This window comes from Nonomuraea turkmeniaca (assembly GCF_005889735.1).
In the GTDB taxonomy this organism is placed as follows: domain Bacteria; phylum Actinomycetota; class Actinomycetes; order Streptosporangiales; family Streptosporangiaceae; genus Nonomuraea; species Nonomuraea turkmeniaca.
Genome location: NZ_VCKY01000016.1, coordinates 46147 through 63565 on the forward strand (window position 1 = coordinate 46147; position 17419 = coordinate 63565).

Below are 17419 nucleotides of genomic sequence, written 5' to 3' on the forward strand. Positions count from 1 at the left end.
GTTCTGTGCTGGACAACGCTGTCGTAGATCCGCGAGCCGCGGAGATCCGGGCCATTTGGGAGGAGGTCCTGGAAATCTCGCCGATCGCCTTGGATGACGACATTTTCGACCTTGGCGCCCACTCCCTGACCATCACGCAGATCATCGCGCGCATGCGCAAGCGCCTGGGCGTGGAGGTGAACATCGAAGACTTCTTCGACAACCCCACCATCCGCGGCGTGCTCGAGGTTCTGAAGTGACCGAGCTGCTGGATCGCAGCGTCGATGAGGACCTGGAGCTGATGCTCACGATCAGGGCCTTCGAGCGCAAACTCCTGGAGCTGTACGGCCAGGGCCTACTCAACGGCACCACCCACACCTGCCTGGGCCAGGAGTACGTGCCGGTCGCCTTGGAAGCCCTCCTGCTTGCCGACGACTACGTCTTCAGCAACCACCGAGGCCACGGCCACTATCTGGCTCGGTTCGGCGATCTCGAGGGGCTGCTGGCCGAGATCATGGGCCGCCAGGGCGCGGTCTGCGGTGGCGTCGGCGGCAGTCAGCACATCAAACGGGGCCGCTACCTGTCCACGGGAGTCCAGGGGGAGTCGCTCCCGGTGGCCGCGGGGGTGGCGCTCCACCTGAAAAGAACCGAGCCAGGCCGCCTGGCCTGCGTCTACATCGGCGACGGAACGCTCGGCGAAGGCGCGGTCTACGAGGCTCTCAACATCGCCGCCCTCTGGCGGCTACCGCTCCTGGTGATCGTGGAGAACAACGGCATCGCCCAGACCACCCCCGCGGGCATACACCTGGCAGGCAGCGTCGCGGGACGGGCCGCCGCCTTCGGGATCGCGTATCAGCGCGTAGACACCGTCGACGTGGCCGCGATCCGCGACCGACTTGCCATGCCGGTGGCCGCAGTCCGAACCGGATCGCCGCTGGTCGTCGAGTTCGTCACCCATCGCCTGGGCCCGCACAGCAAGGGCGACGACACCCGGCCGCCCGAGGTCCTGCGCGCGGTCGAAGACTGGCAGGCGGCGGTGGATCCGGCGCAATCGGAACGCCTGGAGCGCCGGGCACGCGCCCGCGTGGAGCAGGTCGTCGCCGAAGTGATCATGCGGGGACCGGCATGAGAGTGGCCGAGAACCTCAACGCGGCCCTGCACTCGCTGCTGGCCGCCCGGCCCGACCTCTACGTGCTCGGCGAGGACATCCTCGACCCGTACGGCGGTGCCTTCAAGATCACAAAGGGATTGTCCAGTCGGTTTCCCGACCGCGTGCTCACCACACCCATCAGCGAAAACGCCATCACCGGCGTGGCGGCAGGGCTGGCCCTGGCGGGCGACGAGGCGATCGTCGAGATGATGTTCGGCGACTTCATCGCTCTAGCCTTCGACCAGCTCGTGAACTTCGCCAGCAAGTCCGTCACCATGTACGGCTCGCGCCTGCCCTTACGCATGGTGGTGCGCTGCCCGGTCGGCGGTGGCCGCGGATATGGCCCCACCCACAGCCAGAGTCCGCAGAAACACTTCATCGGGATCCCGAACCTGGCGCTGTACGAGGTTTCGCCGTTCCGCGACAACCTCGAGGTGTTCGCCGAGATGCTGGGCCGCGGTGAACCATGCATCCTGTTCGAGGGCAAGGTGCTCTACACCCGGCAAATGCACGCGGTGCCCGAGCCGTTCACCGTACGCCTCGATGACGGGGTGGCAACCGTCTTTGTCGAGAAAAATCCGGATTTCGTGCTGATCGCTCCGGGTGGGATGGCCTATCAAGCCCTCGAGGCGATGCAGACGTTACTCATGGAGGACGATCTGCTCGGCACCTTGATCGTGCCCTCCCGGCTTTATCCGTTCGAGGTGGACGTGCCGGATGTGCCGTACCTCTTCGTGGTGGAAGAGAGCACCGCAGGGGGAACGTGGGGGGCCGAGGTGGCCCTTGGCCTGAACCAGGAACGCTGGGGGCGGCTGGCCCAGCCGGTCACGGTGATCCACTCGCAGGACAGCATCATCCCGGCGGCGGTCCACCTGGAAGACCAGGTCCTGGCGAACGAGGCGGCCATCCGGCGCGTGATCAAGGAGACCCTCCGTGGCTGAGCTTCGCATGCCCAAGCTGAACTCCAACGACGCCGAATATCTGCTGGTGGAGTGGCTGGTCCCCGACGGAACAGAGGTCAAGGCCGACGACGTGGTGGTGTCGGTGGAGACCTCCAAGGCCGTCGAAGAACTCACCGCGGACGCCGACGGCCCCCTTCACCACATCGCCGCTCCTGGCACCTGGTGCAAACCCAACGAACTCATCGCCAATATCGACCCCGCGCCGTCCCTATCCCCTGCGCGCCCGTCCGAGAAGGCCTTGTCCAGCACTGGGACTTCGCTCATTACCGCGCCCGCGCAGGCCCTAATGGACGAGCTGGGTATCTCTCGTGAACAGGTCGAAACACTCGGTCGCAAGGTGATCCGCAGGACGGACATCGAGCAGTTGAAGCCGCACGGCATCAAGCTGTCCAAGGTCCAGCACGCTGTGGCCAGGGCTGTGGAGCTGTCTCACCAGGCGATCCCGGCGGCGTACACCGTCGTTCGGATGAACCTGTGCCCCGCGCTGGAGAGAGCGGCCGCGGCGACTCGCGAAATTCGCCGCCCGGTCGGTGTCGCAGAACTCTTCGTCCAGGCCGTGGCCACGATGCACGCCGACTTCCCGCTGTTCTTCTCCCACATCGATGGCGATCAAGCCATACCCGCCACAAGCCCGAACGTCGGCATCACGGTGGACGTGGGCGAGGGCTTGTACGTCCCAGTCCTGCATGACCCGGGCGGCCTGAAGGAGATCGCCACCACCCTGATGAAGTACCGGGTGGCCGCCGCGTCCGGTTCGTTCAAGGAAGCCGACCTCAGCGGCGCCAACTTCATGATCACCCTCCACACCGAAGGCGAAGTGGTATTGGCGATCCCCTTTGTTTTCCCCGGCACCACTTGCGCGCTGGCCGTCGCCTCGCCCGGTGAGTCCACCTACGTCGGACTCGCCTATGACCATCGCCTGATCAACGGCCGGGAGGTCGCCCTCTTCCTCGCCGAGCTCCGCCGCCGCATGGAAGCGCTATAGAGCGCGCCAAGCCGCATCTGCAACTGCTCGGCGCCACCCTGTGGGTGCCACGCTCTCGGATGCCGACATCCGACGCCTTCTGTCCTCCGGTCCCCAGCAATGATCCACATCGTGTCGGCCATGCGCGATGTTTCCCATGCGACCGTCACCGCGATGGGCTCGGCTCGGTCAGGCAGTGTTGCACGATCGGGCCGAACCAGCTGACCAGGTCGTCAACGGAGGCGGACGCGACCGGCTCGATCCGTGCGACGTAGCGCGCCACCGCGAGGCCCAGGATCTGCACGTTCAGCATCGCGACCCGCACCGCGGCGTCCGGTGTGCCGAGCATCGTCACCAGTCGGGTGGTGATCTCCCGGTCGAGGTACTGGCGGAGCAGGATTTCGGACTCGTCGTGCGTGAGGGCCGAGCGGGTGAGCGTCACGAGCGGGGTGCGGTTGGACTTGTCCAGGTTCTCCACCAGCGTGCGGACCATGCGTGCACCGATGCCGTCGAGGCCGCCGGTGAAGATCGACTCGATGGCGGGCGGGACGTGCTCGGGCATCTCGATGGCGGCCCCGAACAGGCCCTGCTTGGTACCGAAGAAGTAGAAGACCATCGCCGCGTCGACCCCTGCCTCGGTGGCGACCGCGCGCACCGTGGTGCCGCCGTAGCCGTGCTCGCGAAACAGCGCGCGGGCCGCTTCCAGGATCCGCTGCTTGCTCTCCGCGCCTGACCGCCAGCGCCCGGGGCGGCCTGAGGGGTTCGGTTCTGTCATGACCGGAACACTCTATCGAATGCTTTCTTCATCGGTCGATTGAGTTTCGTGCTCACGCAAGGCTAGAGTGAAACCTCATCAATCGGTGAAGAAAGGCATGAAGCGATGCGGGTGATCGTGGTCGGCGCCGGGCTCGGCGGATTAACGCTGGCCCAGGGGCTACGTCTGGCGGGGATCGACGTCGTGGTGTACGAAAGGGACGAGGAACACGGCCGTCCCCAGGGCGTGAGCCTGCACATTGACGATCGGGGCACGGAGGCGCTGCGCGCGTGCCTGCCCCGGGGGCATGTGGCGATGGCGGAGGCCACCATGGGCCGGCCGCGTGACCGCACCTTGCAGGTGTCCGAGATGGACGGCGAGCTCGTTGTCACGCACTCGCGACCGGCCGACGGCACGGCGGGGCTGCGGCCGGGCCGGCAGGCCAGTCGGCGCCTGCTGCGGGCGGTACTGCTGACCGGGCTGGAGGACAGGGTGCGGTTCGGGACGGCGGTCACACGGTTCGAGCAGCGCGCCGACGGCGCCGTCCGGGTGTGGCTGGCCGATGGCCGCACGGAAACCGCGGACGTGCTGGTCGGCGCGGACGGGGTCGGTTCGGCGGTCCGCCGCCAGTATCTGCCGCACGTGGAAGTGGTCGACACGGGAAAACGCATGCTGATGGGCGCGACACCGCTCCGAGCCGTGGCCGGAACCGGGCTGCCCGCCCTGATCGGCGACAGCGGTACCAGCGCGCAGGTGCGCGGTATGACGATGGCGCTGGGCGTCCACCGGTTCACCGAGTCGCCGGTCGCTGCCCGGGACCGGTGGCTGCCCGCCCTTTCCTCCCGCGTAGTCGCCGACGCCGAGGACTACGTGATGTGGTGCCTGCCCGTCACCCAGGCTCACCTTGGACGCGCCAGTTCACCGGCCGAGGCCTGGCGGCTCGCCCAAGGGTTGGCCGCGGATCTGCACCCGACGTTGCGGCTGGTCGTCGATGCGGCGTGGCCGGACGTCACGGTCGCGCTGCGGATCGGGATGATCCCGCCGGTTCCGGCGTGGCCGGCCGGTCCGGTGACGGTCATCGGCGACGCCGTCCACGCGGCCCCGGGGTTCGGCGCCAACCTGGCGATGCAGGACGCGCACCGCCTCCGTGACGCCCTGGCCGCGCACGCCCGTGGGGAGCAGGATCTGTTCACCGCGATCGGCGCTGCCGAGGAGGCGATGCGTCGCGACAGCCTCCCCACCCTCGACGCCCAAGGTCGCGCCCTGCCGCGCGAGCCCCGTCCCGGCGGAGCGGTCGGGCCGGTCCCGGTCGGCATCGGCACCGCGGAGCCGGACACATGCCCCTGACCGTACTGACACAGAAGTCGCTGTCCCTGTTCACCGCCGTGGGCGGCTGGCGCACCGTCGCCGAGGCCGTGGTGTCGAAGACGGTGTTCTTGATCGCCCATCTGCTGACCGGCCAGGTGCCGCTCTCCGCGACGGTGGCGGTCGGTGCCGTGGTGGTGTTCGCGATCGTCCGAACGTGCACCGACCGCAAGTACTGGCAGGCGGCGGGCGGGCTCGTGATCGTGGCGGTGGCCGCGTCGCTGGCCAGCAGCAGCGGAGAGGCGGTGGACTTCTACCTTGTGAGCGTGTTGGTTTCGGTGGGCGCGGGGGCGGTGTTCCTGGTGTCTTTGCTGGTGCGGTGGCCGATCATTGGAGTGGTGGTCGGGGGGATGCGCGGTGAACGGTCCGGCTGGCGGCGCGATCGGGCGCGGTTGCGGCGCTACCAGGCCTGCACGGCGGTGTTCCTGGTGAAGTTCAGCCTGTCCACGATGGTGATGGTGCCGCTGTACCTGGCGGGTCAGGTGACCGCGCTCGGAATCGCCTCGACGTTGCTGGGCACGCCCGCGACGGGCCTGTGCGCGTACGTGTGCTGGCGGATCCTGCGCACCGAAGCGGATTCCACCGGGTCCGATCCGGCCATCACCGCACCGAGCCATGGTTGAGAGCGGTCTTCCCGCCATCGAGCGGGTTCGGGCCGAGCACCACCGGGAACCGTGCTGGAAGATCGCTTCCCGAACGTACGTTGATCGTTTGCTGAGAATCAATGTGATGACAAGATCCTCGCGATGCCGGACACTGGCCAGATGGATGACGCAGCTCACCACACCTCAGCAGGGCCGCGTCGCAAGGATGGCCTGGGAGCGGCCGCTGGCCGAGGCCGCGCAGATGGCCGGTGAACGGTATCCGTTCCGGCCGCGCCGCACGATGCCGCAGGCCAGGAACCTCATCAACCCCTGGTGCGCCGACCATCGGCCGACCGGCGGTTTGCCTGCGCTGTCGTCTGGGCTCCGGCGCGATCGTGGTCACCGTCCCCGATACGGAGCGGTTGATCGTCTGCCGCGCCGTCTGCTGCTCAGTGCCGTGGGCGTCGAGCAGCCAGGGCAAAGATTCGGGCTCCGGCGAGGGGTTCGCATGAGTTTCACCGAGCACGACGTCCAAGAATGCCGCCGCCTGATGATCGGCTGCCGCGTCAACCAGCTGGCCATCGGCGACATCCTGGCGGCCGAATGGGCCGACAACACCGACATCGCCGCCGGCGTCATGATCCCCGACGGTCGCCGGCTGCGGCGGGCTGTCGGGGTCGTCCGCGTGATCGCGGCCGATCGGGGCGATCGTCTGGAGCGGTTCATGCCGTCGGGTGTCGGAGCTGGTTTCGTACTTGTCGATTCTGGTCTGGTCGAGCAGTTCCCTGACCGGGTCGGCGTCCCACCAGGCGAGGAAGTTGATGGAGGACGGTTTGCGGCCCGCCGTGTTGCCGGTGACGCTGCGCAGGTTGCCGTCGGCGGCCGACCAGAACTCACTGGCGATCCTGACCGTCGAGATGTCCCCGGCCACGCCGCGGCCGTTGTCGGAGCCCGAGGCGGTGGACCAGAGGATCTGGCCGGTGCGTGGGTCGATGTAGAGCGAGCCGGGCTGGGAGGTGGACTCGCTGACCTTGAAGTACTCGAGGCCCGACCGGGCGGGGTCGAAGTCGCCCAGGTGCTGGGCGTCCCCATGGCCGGTGCGCGTGCTCCACATGCCGGTGCCGTTGTCGTTCACGGCCATCGCGCCGTACACGATCTCGTCGCGGCCGTCGGCGTCGACGTCGCCGACGGACAGGCTGTGGCTGCCCTGCCCGGCGTACTGCGAGCCCGCCGAGTTGCTGTCGAACGTCCACCGCTTGGTGAGCGTGCCGTTGCAGAAGTCCCAGGCGGCGATGACGCTGCGGGTGTAGTAGCCGCGGGCCATGATGAGCGAGGGGCGTTCGCCGTCCAGGTACGCCGTTCGGGCCAGGAAGCGGTCCACGCGGTTGCCGTAGTTGTCGCCCCAGGAGGAGACCGTGCCGCGTGGCGGGTCGTAGTTGACCGTGGACATCGCGGCGCCGGTCAGGCCGTTGAACATGGTCAGGTACTCGGGGCCGGCCAGGATGTAGCGGCTGGAGTTGCGGTGGTCGGCGCTGGAGTTGCCGATCACGGTGCCGGCGCCGTCCCTGGTGCCGTCGGCGGTTTTCATGGCGACCTCGGCCCGGCCGTCGCCGTCGTAGTCGTACACCTGGAACTGGGTGTAGTGGGCGCCCGCGCGGATGTTGCGGCCCAGGTCGATGCGCCACAGCCGGGAGCCGTTCAGGCGGTAGGCGTCCACGTAGGCGTTGCCCGTGTAGCCGGACTGGGAGTTGTCCTTGGCGTTGGACGGGTCCCACTTCAGGATGATCTCGTACTGCCCGTCGCCGTCCACGTCTCCCACGCTGGCGTCGTTCGCGCTGTAGGTGAAGGCGACCCCCTGGTGGAGCCGCGGTACACGTTGAACGCGACGCCGTCGGGGTCGGTGCCCAGTAAGCGCAAGGACACGAGGTTGCCCGAGCCGGACCGTACGCTGATCAGCCCGCGATCCAGGTCCTCCATCTGCTTGGTGGGCGGGGCCGCCTGAGCGGGAGCCACGGTCGTGGTCGTGGCCGCTGCGAGGGTGAGGACGGCGGCGGCCATTCTTAACCGCATCGAGGGGCCCTTTCTGTAGGAGCGGTAAGCGTTTTCCCAATGGTCGAAAAGGAAAGTTTCATGGGGTCGGACGGACGGGTGTTAGCGTTAACGCCGCTGGGCAGGGGCGGGGAAGGTGTGCTGGACCTGCGGGGACGGGCATGTGGTCTCCTGGTCGGCGGCGGGGGTGCGGAGAGCCGGGCTCGGCGTATTAAAGCCGTCTCACCCGGGCCCGGCAAGCGGTCGCGAGGGGGCGGGTTTGCCTTGACGCCGGTGTCAGGGTTCTAGCGTGGGCGCGGAACCTAGCGGAGGGTATGCGCACATGACGGTGAAGTTCGGGATCAGCTACAACACCGCCCATTTCGGCGTCGATCCGGAGGGGATCGTGGAGTTCGCCCGGCATGCCGACGAGTGCGGTTTCGAGTCGCTCTACCTGCCCGAACACGTAGCCCTCTATCCCGGCGCCAAGGTGGGGCCGTTCGAACTCCCGCCGACGTTGCCGTACGTCGATCCGCTCGACTGCCTAGCCTTCGTCGCCGCGGCCACCCGGCGGATCCTGCTCGGGACGGCGGTGCTGCTGTTGCCGTACCACCATCCGGTGATCCTCGCCAAGCGTCTGGCCACCATCGACGTTTTGTCCCAGGGCCGGATGCGGCTGCTGACCGTGGGGCTCGGCGCTCTACCCGGCGAGGCGCAGGCGGTGGGGGTGGACTTCGCCACGCGGGGCCGGCGCGCCGACGAGGCGATCGACGTGCTGCGGCTGCTGTGGGGCGGCGGCGCGGACGGGGTCGGCTTCGCGGGGGAGTTCTTCGCCTTCGACGATCTGTGCAGCTTTCCGAAGCCGTACGGGGTCACGCGGTTGCCGATCCACGTCGGCGGGTCGAGCCGGGCGGCGGCCCGCCGGGCCGGGCGCCGCGGCGACGGCTACTTTCCCGGCGGTGCGCTGGACGCCAAGGAACGGGCCGCGCAGTGGGAGCTCGCCCGGTCGGCCGCCACCGAGGCCGGGCGGGATCCGGAGGCGCTGGAGTACACGCGGTGGGGGGCGATCGACATGACGGAGGAGGATCTCGAGCGGCTGGCGGGGCAGGGCGTGACCCGGATCGTGGTGAGCCCGGCCGCCGCGGAGCCGGAAGGGCGACGTGACGAGCTGTCGGCGTTCGCCGAACGCTTCGGCCTTCGCGCCGCCGTCACCGGTTGACGAGCGGCCGGCCGTCACCGGTTGACGGGCCGTCGACCCCTGGCCGCCGACGTGATCAGCCCAAGGTGCGGCGCTCAGTCGAGGGAATCCGCGGTGGGTGACGGCGCGACGGACTCCCGGCTGCGGACGGGCATCGGAACCCGGTGCACCTGGCCCACCTCCTCGGTGTCCGCGCGGTCGCGCTCGATCTCGGTAAACAACACGTCCACGGCCTTACGGCCCAGCTCGTAGTGGGGCAGCGCCACAGTGGTCAGCCTGGGCCGCACCCACGAGGCTATGGGGTGGTCGTCGAAGGAGACGACGGAGACATCCGCGGGCACCTTGAGCCCGAGGTCGTCGAGCGCCTGGTAGGCGCCCATCGCGATCCGGTCGTTGAAGCAGATCAGCGCACGCGGCTGGACGGTCCGCAGGAGGTCCTGCGTCGCGGCGAGGCCGTACTCCGGCTGCCAGTCGGGGCAGGTGCGGGCGCCCGCCACCTTGACGCCCGCCTCGCCGAGCGCCTCACGGATGCCGACGAGCCGTTCCACCGCCGCGAGGCTCTCCGAGGGCACGTTGCGCAGGCCCGGACCGGCGCCGATCAGGTAGATGCCGTCGCGGTGGCCGGCGTCGAGCAGAACGCGGGCCGCGCGGCGGCCGGCCTCGACCTCGTCGGGGAGGACGGCGGGCAGGGGGGTGGGCTGCTTGGGCAGCGCGTTGAGCAGCACGGCGGGCCCGGCCGTGATGGCTTTGGGCACCTTGATGGTGCGGGTGAACATCGAGGCCAGGATGAGCCCGTCGACCTGGCGGTCGTGCATGGCCTGCAGCAGGAGGCGTTCGAGTTCGGCGTCGCCTTCGGTCTCGCCGATGAACAACATGAAGCCGCGCTCACGGGCGGCCTCGAGCGCTCCCTTGATCATGTCACCGGCCAGCCGGGTGGTGGCGACGGTGTCGGAGACGAAGCCGATCGTCCGCGACGAGCCCGTACGCAGCCCCACGGAGACGATGTTGGGCCGGTACTGCAATTCGTCGGCGGCTCGCAGGACACGCTGCTCGACGTCCTGAGAGATGCGCAGTTCACGGCCGCGGCCTGACAGCACGAGCGAGGCGGTCGTGCGCGAGACACCGGCGGCCTTGGCTACATCGGCCAGCGTGACCCGTCGTGGACTCACCCAAATCTCCGATCGTCAAGAGTGTGTTACGGGGGGTTGACATCGTGCGACGCGCATGGTGAGACTAGCGGGCGCTAACCCGATTTAGCAACGGAGTCGGGACATCAGCCCGGTGCCGATTGTCCCAGGCAGCAGAGGAGATGCACATGGCTCGTCGAGTCCGCCCCGGCAGGTCCGGGGCCGCGCTTGTGATCGCCATGGGGACGCTGGCCGCCGCCTGTGCGGCTCCCGGCAGCAACAGTCCGCAGCCCCAGGCCACCGGCACGTCGTCGGTGTCCGCGGCTCCCGGCTGCGGCTCGGCGCCGATCACGATAAACGGCTACTTCGAGACCGGCTTCCCGCTGCCCAAGGCGCTGACCACCGAGTTCACCAAGCAGCACCCGAACGTCACCTGGGATATCCGCGAGGACCAGTTCGCGGTCATCACGCAGAACGCCCCGCGGGTGCTGGCGGACAACCCGCCCGACCTGATGCGCCTGCCCCAGGTCTCTGAGCTGGTCAAGGACAACCTGCTGAAGAACCTGGACGGCTACGCGACGGCGTTCGGCTGGGACAAGTGGCCGGCTTCGCAGCTTGAGCAGCTGCGCCTGGGTCCGGGCGGGCGGCCGCGCGGTGAGGGCTCGCTGTACGCCCTGGGGCTCAACTTCAGCATGACCGGCGTCTTCTACAACAAGAAGCTCGCCGCCCAGATCGGCATGACCGCGCCGCCCACCACGCTGGCCGAGCTCGACCAAGTGCTGGACAAGGCCAAGAACGCGGGCATCACGCCCATCATGCAGTTCAACGGCGGCGCCACCGGCGGCCTGGCATTTCCGCTGCAAAACCTCATGGCCTCCTACGGCCCTGCCGGGCCCATCAACGACTGGATCTTCCAGAAGCCCGGTGCCACCATCGACACCCCGTCGAACCTGCAGGCCGCACAGCACCTGGAGAAATGGATCAAGGCAGGATACTTCCCGAAGGACGTCAACGCGCTCGACTACGCGACCATGATGAGCCGTTTCATCGACGGCCAGGGCCTGTTCATGTTCAACGGCGACTGGGAGTCGGGCAACCTCGACAAGCAGATGCCGGGCAACGTCGGTTTCCTGCTGATGCCGGCGGCGCAACAGGACGGCAAGCTCGCCGCCATGTCGGCGCCCCTCACCTTCGGGATCGCCGCGAACGCCAAGAACGCCGACTGCGCCGCCTTCTTCCTCAACTGGGTCGCCACCGACAAGCGGGCTCGCGAGATCGGCGTCGAGGTCGGCGGATCGCGTCCGATGGGACCGGCCGACGCGTACATGCCGGCCGTGGCAGCGGACAAGGTCACCGCGAGCACCCTGGCGGCCGGGGCGGAGATCGCCAAGGACAACGGCGCGATGGACTTCATCGCCAACGCCACCGGCGCCATCTACGCCAAGAGCTGGACGCCACAGCTGCAGAAGCTGGTGGCCGGAGAGCAGACCCCGCAAGAGCTGCTGAAGACGGTCCAGGCCGACTACGCCGGCCAGCTCGAAGGGAACTGAGACACTTGATGACCCGCTCCGCCGGCGCGCGATCCTCGCACCGGCGGACGGCCGCGACCAAGCTGCGCGACGCGCGCGGCTTGGTCGGCTGGCTGTTCGTCGCCCCCGCACTCGCCTTCTACGCGGTGTTCGTCCTGCGCCCGATCACCCTGACGTTCCAGTACTCGCTGTACGAGTGGGACGGCATCGGCGCCTCCACCTGGGTGGGGCTGGCCAACTACGGCAAGGTCTTCACCGACCCGGACCTGTTCGACTCGCTCGTCAACGCCTTCCAGCTGATCGTGTTCTTCAGCGCGATCCCGGTCGTGCTGGGACTGGCGATCGCCGCGACGATCCGGCGCATCGCCGAGAGCCGGCTCGCGCTCGTGGCGCGGACCGTGCTCTTCCTGCCGCAGGTCATCCCGCTGGTGGCCGCCGGAATCGCGTGGAGCTGGTTGCTGGCCTCCACCGGAGTGATCAACCAGCTGCTCACACTCATCGGCCTCGGCGGGGTGACCCGGGCCTGGCTGGGCGACTTCGCCACCGCCCTGCCGGCGGTCGGCATGATCGGCGCATGGGTGCTGCTCGGCCTGTGCACCCTGCTGCTGCTCGCAGGCATGAGCAAGATTGATCCGGCCTTGTACGAGGCGGCCCGGCTGGACGGCGCCGGAGCGTGGCGGGAGTTCATCTCCATCACGGTCCCCAGCCTGCGGCAGGAGATCGCGGTCTGCGTCACCGTGACCGTGATCGCGGCCCTGGCGAGCTTCGACATCATCTACATCTCCACCCAGGGCGGCCCCGGCAACACGACCATGGTTCCCGGCCTGCAAATCTTCTACCTGGCCTTCGCCGAACGCGAGGTGGGCATGGCCTCGGCCCTGGCCGTGGTGCTCATGGCCCTGGTGATCGCCTGCGCCCTTCCCATCCAGTGGTTCGCAAAGGACGGCAAGCGATGATCACCGCGTGGCGGGAGGCTTGGGTCGGCCGGCTGCTGCTCGTCGGCATGATGGCGGTCACGCTGCTGCCGTTCCTCAGCCTGTTCGTCACCGCCCTGCATCCCTCGGGCGCCTACCCGGCCGGATTGGCCTGGCCCGACGACCCGCAGTGGGGCAACTTCCTGCGGGCCTTCGAGGCCGCGAACATGGGCGAGCTGCTGAAGTCGAGCGCCCTCATCGTGCTGGGCGTGGTGCCGATCTCGATCCTGCTGGGCACGATGGCCGGCTTCGCCATCGGCCACTTGCGCGTGATCGGCGCCCGCGTGATCTTCCTGCTGTTCGTGCTCGGCCTGACCCTTCCCTTCGAGGGCGTCATCACGCCGCTGTACTACCAGATCCGCGACATGGGGCTGCTGAACACGCGCTGGGCCATCATTCTGCCGCTCATCGGCTTGTTCATGCCGTTCAGCGTCTTCTGGATGCGCGCCCACTTCGTCAACATGCCGGGCGAGCTGTCCGAGAGCGCACGGATGGACGGCGCCAACGTGTGGCAGCTGTTCCGGCGCATCCACGTCCCCCTGGCCATGCCGGCGATCTCGTCCCTGGGCATCCTGCTGTTCCTGTGGACCTGGAACCAGTTCCTGCTGGCCATCGTCCTGGTGGACGATCCCACCAAGCGCACGATGTCCGGCGCCCTGGGCGCCTTCCAGGGCCAGTGGGGCACCGACATCCCGCTGCTGTGCGCCGGATCGCTGCTGATCCTGACGCCCACGCTCGTGATCTTCCTCATCTTCCAGCGCCACTTCGTCAAGGCCCTGCTCCAGGGCTCTCTGAAGGGCTGACGGCGATGAGCGCGACGCCGCCGCGGCGTGGGAGCCGTGGCGAACAGGCCGGCTGATGCACGCTCTCCCGCGTCCGGAGTTGGGCCACATCCGCCTCCGGTGAGGCGACCCGCCAGCGGTGGGGACAGCGTGCCGCGCTTGCCTCGCCGTGCCGTGACCCATAGGTCCCAGCCGGCTCCATCACATCCCACGAGTGAAAGAAGAGGTCATCCATGGTCCCACGAGGACGGCCAGACGCCGCGCGCGGAGCGGCCACCGGATCGTGCGTGCTTCAGAGTCTGGCCGGTGGTCACCGCCGCCCGCAGGGTGCCACGTGAGCGGTGGCCGACCGGCGCGCTGGACCCGCCGGCACCTCGATCTGCTTGCCGACACCGGTGCGACCACGGCACCCGTCATCGACCCCTCGGCCGTACCGCGGATCCTGCCGGACTACGACCTCTGGGACCTGTGGCCGATCCAGGAGGAGGACGGCTCGACGAGCGTGGCAGGTGGCTACGAGCTGTGGATGGCCCTGTCGGCTCCCGCCCTCGGGCACCCCGAGGAGCGCCACGATCAGGCCCGGATCCGGCTGCTCGGCAAGAACGGCGAGGAGTGGAAAGACCTGGGGAACGCCTTCGCCGACGGCATCTCTCCCGGCAGCCGTGAATGGTCAGGATCGGCGGTCCGCCGGCCCGACGGCACCGTGTCGGTGTTCTACACGGCCGCCGGGCGGCGCGGCGAAGCACGCCCGACGTACCGGCAGAGCGTCATCGAGACCCGCCCCACCCTGATCGCCGACCGTGGCCGGATCCTGCTGCAACAAGACGCCCAGCATCGAGAGGTCCTGCGCTCCGACGGCCGGATGTATCTGCCGGCCGACGAGGCCGACGGGGCACCGGGCCGTATCAGGGCCTTTCGCGATCCCGGCTGGTTCCGCGACCCGGCCGGCGGGCGCGACCATCTCCTCGTCGCCGCCTCCACCCCCTGGAAGGATGGCTTCACCGGCGCCATCGCCCTCGCCGAGCCACGGGGCGACGCCTGGTCCCTGCTCCCGCCCCTCCTCGTCGCCGAAGGCGTCAACCACGAGCTCGAACGACCGCACGTCATCGTCCACGGCTCCTGGTATTACCTTTTCTTCTGCACCCAGCGCCATAACTTCCACCCGGCCGGCCGTGCGCCCACTGGGCTGTACGGCTTTGCCGCGCCCAGCCTGACCGGACCGTACGAACCGCTCAACGGATCCGGGCTGGTGATCCAGAACCCCTCCCTCGAACCCGACCAGGCCTACGCCTGGCTGGTGCTGCCGGACCTCCACGTGGTCAGCTTCGCCAACTACCGCTCCCACCAGGGCGTGGACCCCCGATACGCGGTCGCCGCGCAGGCACGGGCCGACTTCGGCGGCACCATCTCCCCGATGCTCAGGCTCACCCTGGACGGCATGACCACGTCTGTCGTTCCGGTCGCGACAGGTCTGCAGAACACTCCAGCCAGTTCTTGACGTGGCTCCCCGGGGCGCCGCCGCTCCAGGCGGCGGGCGGTCCCGGGGCTTCGAGCTTCGTCTCGGCCGCGCCTGGGCGGCGGGCACGGGCCGCCGCCCTGGCCCGCAGTAGGTTGATCTTCGTCCAGCGGGTCGGTCCGGTCGTTCAGCAGACATGGGGAGGGCTGAAACGGTGATGATCGTGGCCGGAGCGGACGGGACGCCGAACTCCGAGCCGGCGCTGCTGCGGGCCGCCGGGCAGGCCGGCCGTGAGGGGCGCCTGGTGATCGTGCACGCGTAGGAGGCGGTGCGCGCCGTCCTCGGGGTTGCCGGAGGGCGCGGGCGGGTACACGTACGGCCTGCGCGAGAAAGGCCGGGTGTGCCGATGATCGGAAGGCTGGTGGAGCTGGACGGCTTCGGGATCGAGGCCGTGGCCACGCTGACCCGCAGCGGGCTGCTGGCCCCGGTGCCGCCCGCCACGCTGGCCCGCATGGTGGAGGCGTACCGGCACTTCCACGTGTCGCCCGCCGCGGGCGTGGCCATGGCCGCGGCGCGCTGGCCGGAGCGGCGGTCCGTCGTGGACGAGAGCTGGCCGGGTTCAAGACGCCGCGCGACATCACGTTCGTGGACTCCGTGCCGCGCAACCAGACCGGCAAGGTGGACCGGCTCGAGCTCCTCTTATCTGATCTACAATGTAAAGGCGATCGGAACATGACCCAACCTGCCAGCTAATCCCAACGGAAACAGGCGGCCGCGACGACACCTCCGAGCAGCAGGCTCACGACCAGTCCGATCAGGTGAGCGGGTTGCACGGAGGCGCCCACCCAGGCGGCCGACATGGCCTGGACCGAGGCGCCGAACGGGAGCCAGGCGCCCACCGTCGCCACGACGTCAGGAAGGCCGCTGCGACCGCCGAACATGCCGCCGAGGGCGCCGAGCGCGAAGAACAGCGACAGGCCGATCGCCACGGCGGAGTTCGGGGTGGGCGCGAGCGCGGCGACGATCATCCCGACGGCGTACATCGTGGCCGTGGACAGTGCGAGGATCCCGATCGCCGCGCCGGCGTTCACCGGCGGCTTCGCCCCGAACGCCACCATCGCGAGGATCCACGCGGCGGCGATGCCCAGGCCCGTCTGCAGCATGCCCACGGCCACCTGCGCGATGAGGACCATCGCGGGCGAGGCCGGCGTCACCGCGAGCCGCCGCAGGATTCCGCTCCGGCGGTAGTAGGCCAGGAACGACGGCATGTTCACGATGCCGGTCGTGGCCACCACCATCGTGAACACCAGCGGCAGCACGTAGACGTCGAGCGCCGTCCGGCCGTTCGCGACGGCCTGCTCGCCGGCCGCCGACGCGTTCATCACCAGGATGAGCATGGGCAGGCCGATCGGCACGATCAGCCCGGCGGTGTCGCGGACGACCATCTTCAGCTCGCAGGTCAGCATCTCGGCCCATGACCGGAGTCCGGGGCGGTGCACGGAGATGTCCGTCATCGAAGCGCCTCCTTGTCGTCGTCTTGGCGCTCGTGGTCGTGGCGCTCGTTGTCCAGGTGGCGTCCGGTCAGGGCGACGAAGGCGTCGTCCAGGGTCGCGTGCTCGCCCCGCGTCTCGGTCACCACGATGCCGGCGCGCACGAGCGCCACGCTCACGACCTGGAGCAGGTCGCCCCGGCCCTCGACGACGACCCGGCCGCCGTCGGCGCGTACCCGCTCGACCCCGTCCAGCCCTTCCAGCAGCCTCTTCGGTACGGGCTCCGCCGCCAGAAAGGTGACCCGCTGGGCGAACCCGGCCCGGCGGACGAGCCCGGAGGGCGAGTCGAGGGCGACGACCCGCCCCGCGTCGAGCAGCGCGACCCGGTCGCACAGCCTCTCGACCTCCTCCATCGCGTGGCTGACGAGCAGCACGGTCACGCCGTCGTCACGCAGGCTTTCGACGGTCGACCACATCTGGCGGCGCGCCTCCGGGTCGAGCCCGGTCGTGAGTTCGTCGAGGATCACCACTCGGGGCCGCCCCACCAGGGCCAGCGCGATAGACAGCCGCTGCTGCTGGCCGCCGGAGAGGTTCTGGAAGCGGACGTCACGGGAGCCGGTCAGGCCGACCGACTCGATGAGCTCGCCGGAGTCCAGCGGGTCGCGGTAGAAGGTCCCGTACAGGCGGACCAGTTCGGCGACCGTGAGCGCGGCGTGCAAATGGCTCTCCTGCAGTTGCACGCCGAGGAGTTGCCGGAGCCGGGCCCGGTCGCGTTGCGCGTCCAGGCCGAGCACCCGGACGGTGCCCCGGTCGGGCCGCCGGAGGCCGGCGACCAACTCGACGGTGGTCGTCTTGCCGGCCCCGTTACGCCCGAGGATGCCGAAGATCTCGCCGGCCGGGATCGACAGGCTGACCTCGTCGACGGCGACCTTCGAGCGGTATCGCTTGTGCAGGCCGTCGGCTTCGACGGCCAGTGATGTCCCAGGCATGTCCCCGACGTTAGGAGCGGGCAGGCCATCGAAGCCTGTGCTGATCGTCAGCCCGCGCACCCATGACTTTCGGCACCCCCGGCGCCGT

19 protein-coding genes are annotated in these 17419 nt (G+C 69.1%); 13 read left to right on the plus strand and 6 right to left on the minus strand.

Annotation, left to right across the window (positions count from 1 at the left end; genetic code table 11):
* Nucleotides 1-5: 5 nt before the first annotated feature.
* Genes ETD86_RS07095 through ETD86_RS07110 form a run of 4 tightly spaced genes read left to right on the plus strand, consistent with a single transcriptional unit; the run spans nucleotide 6 to nucleotide 3076 of the window.
* Nucleotides 6-239: a phosphopantetheine-binding protein gene (locus ETD86_RS07095; RefSeq protein ID WP_170222922.1), complete on the plus strand. Its 234-nt coding sequence runs from the start codon at nucleotides 6-8 to the stop codon at nucleotides 237-239.
* Nucleotides 236-1108, plus strand: a complete 873-nt coding sequence (locus tag ETD86_RS07100; protein ID WP_246147724.1) for a thiamine pyrophosphate-dependent dehydrogenase E1 component subunit alpha — start codon at nucleotides 236-238, stop codon at nucleotides 1106-1108. Before ETD86_RS07095 ends, ETD86_RS07100 begins: the two co-directional genes overlap by 4 nt.
* The gene (locus tag ETD86_RS07105) at nucleotides 1105-2070 is read left to right on the plus strand and encodes an alpha-ketoacid dehydrogenase subunit beta (RefSeq protein WP_138665293.1); all 966 of its coding nucleotides are present in this window, start codon (nucleotides 1105-1107) and stop codon (nucleotides 2068-2070) included. The genes ETD86_RS07100 and ETD86_RS07105 overlap by 4 nt, the downstream gene beginning before the upstream one ends.
* Nucleotides 2063-3076 (plus strand): 2-oxo acid dehydrogenase subunit E2, encoded by a 1014-nt coding sequence (locus tag ETD86_RS07110; protein ID WP_138665294.1) that lies wholly within the window; start codon nucleotides 2063-2065, stop codon nucleotides 3074-3076. Before ETD86_RS07105 ends, ETD86_RS07110 begins: the two co-directional genes overlap by 8 nt.
* Nucleotides 3077-3221: 145 nt before the next feature.
* Here the strand turns inward: ETD86_RS07110 and ETD86_RS07115 are convergent, their stop codons facing one another.
* On the minus strand, nucleotides 3222-3830 hold the full coding sequence (locus ETD86_RS07115; RefSeq protein WP_138665295.1) for a TetR/AcrR family transcriptional regulator: 609 nt from the start codon (nucleotides 3828-3830) through the stop codon (nucleotides 3222-3224).
* Nucleotides 3831-3935: 105 nt separating this feature from the next.
* Here ETD86_RS07115 and ETD86_RS07120 point away from each other — a divergent pair, with 105 nt between their 5' ends.
* Nucleotides 3936-5156: an FAD-dependent oxidoreductase gene (locus ETD86_RS07120; protein WP_170222923.1), complete on the plus strand. Its 1221-nt coding sequence runs from the start codon at nucleotides 3936-3938 to the stop codon at nucleotides 5154-5156.
* Nucleotides 5147-5797: a DUF3159 domain-containing protein gene (locus ETD86_RS07125; RefSeq protein WP_138665296.1), complete on the plus strand. Its 651-nt coding sequence runs from the start codon at nucleotides 5147-5149 to the stop codon at nucleotides 5795-5797. Before ETD86_RS07120 ends, ETD86_RS07125 begins: the two co-directional genes overlap by 10 nt.
* Here the strand turns inward: ETD86_RS07125 and ETD86_RS59010 are convergent.
* Together ETD86_RS59010 and ETD86_RS59015 are read right to left on the minus strand one after the other, a co-directional pair.
* Nucleotides 5775-7568: a rhamnogalacturonan lyase family protein gene (locus ETD86_RS59010; RefSeq protein ID WP_281286881.1), complete on the minus strand. Its 1794-nt coding sequence runs from the start codon at nucleotides 7566-7568 to the stop codon at nucleotides 5775-5777. The two genes, ETD86_RS07125 and ETD86_RS59010, sit on opposite strands and share 23 nt — an antisense overlap.
* Complete coding sequence (locus ETD86_RS59015) at nucleotides 7535-7828, minus strand: rhamnogalacturonan endolyase family protein (RefSeq protein ID WP_281286882.1); 294 nt, start codon at nucleotides 7826-7828, stop codon at nucleotides 7535-7537. The genes ETD86_RS59010 and ETD86_RS59015 overlap by 34 nt, the downstream gene beginning before the upstream one ends.
* Before the next feature lie 301 nt (nucleotides 7829-8129).
* Between ETD86_RS59015 and ETD86_RS07135 the strand changes: the two genes are divergently transcribed.
* A complete protein-coding gene (locus ETD86_RS07135; RefSeq protein WP_138665297.1) occupies nucleotides 8130-9005 on the plus strand; it encodes a TIGR03619 family F420-dependent LLM class oxidoreductase in 876 nt (291 codons plus the stop codon).
* 74 nt (nucleotides 9006-9079) lie between these two features.
* Here the strand turns inward: ETD86_RS07135 and ETD86_RS07140 are convergent, their stop codons facing one another.
* Nucleotides 9080-10153: a LacI family DNA-binding transcriptional regulator gene (locus tag ETD86_RS07140; RefSeq protein WP_138665298.1), complete on the minus strand. Its 1074-nt coding sequence runs from the start codon at nucleotides 10151-10153 to the stop codon at nucleotides 9080-9082.
* A 146-nt stretch (nucleotides 10154-10299) separates the two neighbouring features.
* Between ETD86_RS07140 and ETD86_RS07145 the strand changes: the two genes are divergently transcribed.
* The 6 genes from ETD86_RS07145 (at nucleotide 10300) to ETD86_RS07165 (ending at nucleotide 15588) form a co-directional block, all read left to right on the plus strand.
* Complete coding sequence (locus ETD86_RS07145; protein ID WP_138665299.1) at nucleotides 10300-11661, plus strand: ABC transporter substrate-binding protein; 1362 nt, start codon at nucleotides 10300-10302, stop codon at nucleotides 11659-11661.
* An 8-nt stretch (nucleotides 11662-11669) separates the two neighbouring features.
* Nucleotides 11670-12596: a carbohydrate ABC transporter permease gene (locus ETD86_RS07150; protein WP_138665300.1), complete on the plus strand. Its 927-nt coding sequence runs from the start codon at nucleotides 11670-11672 to the stop codon at nucleotides 12594-12596.
* Nucleotides 12593-13417, plus strand: a complete 825-nt coding sequence (locus tag ETD86_RS07155) for a carbohydrate ABC transporter permease (protein WP_138665301.1) — start codon at nucleotides 12593-12595, stop codon at nucleotides 13415-13417. Before ETD86_RS07150 ends, ETD86_RS07155 begins: the two co-directional genes overlap by 4 nt.
* A 313-nt stretch (nucleotides 13418-13730) precedes the next feature.
* A complete protein-coding gene (locus tag ETD86_RS07160; RefSeq protein WP_170222924.1) occupies nucleotides 13731-14894 on the plus strand; it encodes a glycoside hydrolase family 68 protein in 1164 nt (387 codons plus the stop codon).
* A gap of 154 nt (nucleotides 14895-15048) precedes the next feature.
* The gene (locus tag ETD86_RS59020) at nucleotides 15049-15174 is read left to right on the plus strand and encodes a hypothetical protein (RefSeq protein ID WP_281286883.1); all 126 of its coding nucleotides are present in this window, start codon (nucleotides 15049-15051) and stop codon (nucleotides 15172-15174) included.
* 84 nt (nucleotides 15175-15258) lie between these two features.
* A complete protein-coding gene (locus ETD86_RS07165) occupies nucleotides 15259-15588 on the plus strand; it encodes a hypothetical protein (RefSeq protein WP_138665303.1) in 330 nt (109 codons plus the stop codon).
* Between the two features lie 13 nt (nucleotides 15589-15601).
* Here the strand turns inward: ETD86_RS07165 and ETD86_RS07170 are convergent, their stop codons facing one another.
* Both ETD86_RS07170 and ETD86_RS07175 read right to left on the minus strand, forming a co-directional pair.
* Nucleotides 15602-16366 carry an ABC transporter permease gene (locus ETD86_RS07170; protein WP_138665304.1) on the minus strand — a complete coding sequence of 255 codons (765 nt, stop codon included), beginning with the start codon at nucleotides 16364-16366 and terminating at the stop codon, nucleotides 15602-15604.
* A complete protein-coding gene (locus ETD86_RS07175; RefSeq protein WP_138665305.1) occupies nucleotides 16363-17331 on the minus strand; it encodes an ABC transporter ATP-binding protein in 969 nt (322 codons plus the stop codon). The genes ETD86_RS07170 and ETD86_RS07175 overlap by 4 nt, the downstream gene beginning before the upstream one ends.
* Between the last annotated feature and the right edge of the window lie 88 nt (nucleotides 17332-17419).